This is a genomic window from Streptomyces sp. ADMS (genome assembly GCF_033441795.1).
GTDB lineage: Bacteria > Actinomycetota > Actinomycetes > Streptomycetales > Streptomycetaceae > Streptomyces.
The window spans coordinates 1-308 of sequence record NZ_JAVFVX010000527.1 but is presented as its reverse complement, the minus strand read 5'-3'; the positions used below and the strand labels follow the sequence as shown (position 1 = coordinate 308).

Here is a 308-nt window from a genome sequence, read left to right as displayed (position 1 = left end):
GCTGGAGGCCGGGGACGCCGTGCCGGCGGACTGCCGGGTGGTCGAGGCGCACGAGCTGGCGGTGAACAACGCATCGTTGACTGGGGAGAGCAACCCTGTGAGCTGTACGGCCGATCCGGTGGTGGCCGGGTCGCCGCTGGAAGCCCGAAACTGCCTGTTCATGGGAACCGACGTCGTCGCCGGATCCGGACGCGCCGTGGTCTACGCCACCGGTGCGATGACCGAGTTCGGTCGGATCTACCGGCTGGCCGCCGCGGCTCCGCGGCAGAAGACTCCGCTGCAGCACCAGGTGGCCTCCATGGCGCGGC

General features: G+C 70.8%; 1 pseudogene. It reads left to right on the top strand.

The features are described 5' to 3' along the window. Positions 1 to 308 (top strand): annotated as a pseudogene (locus tag RB628_RS43010) (cation-transporting P-type ATPase); the annotation flags it as partial.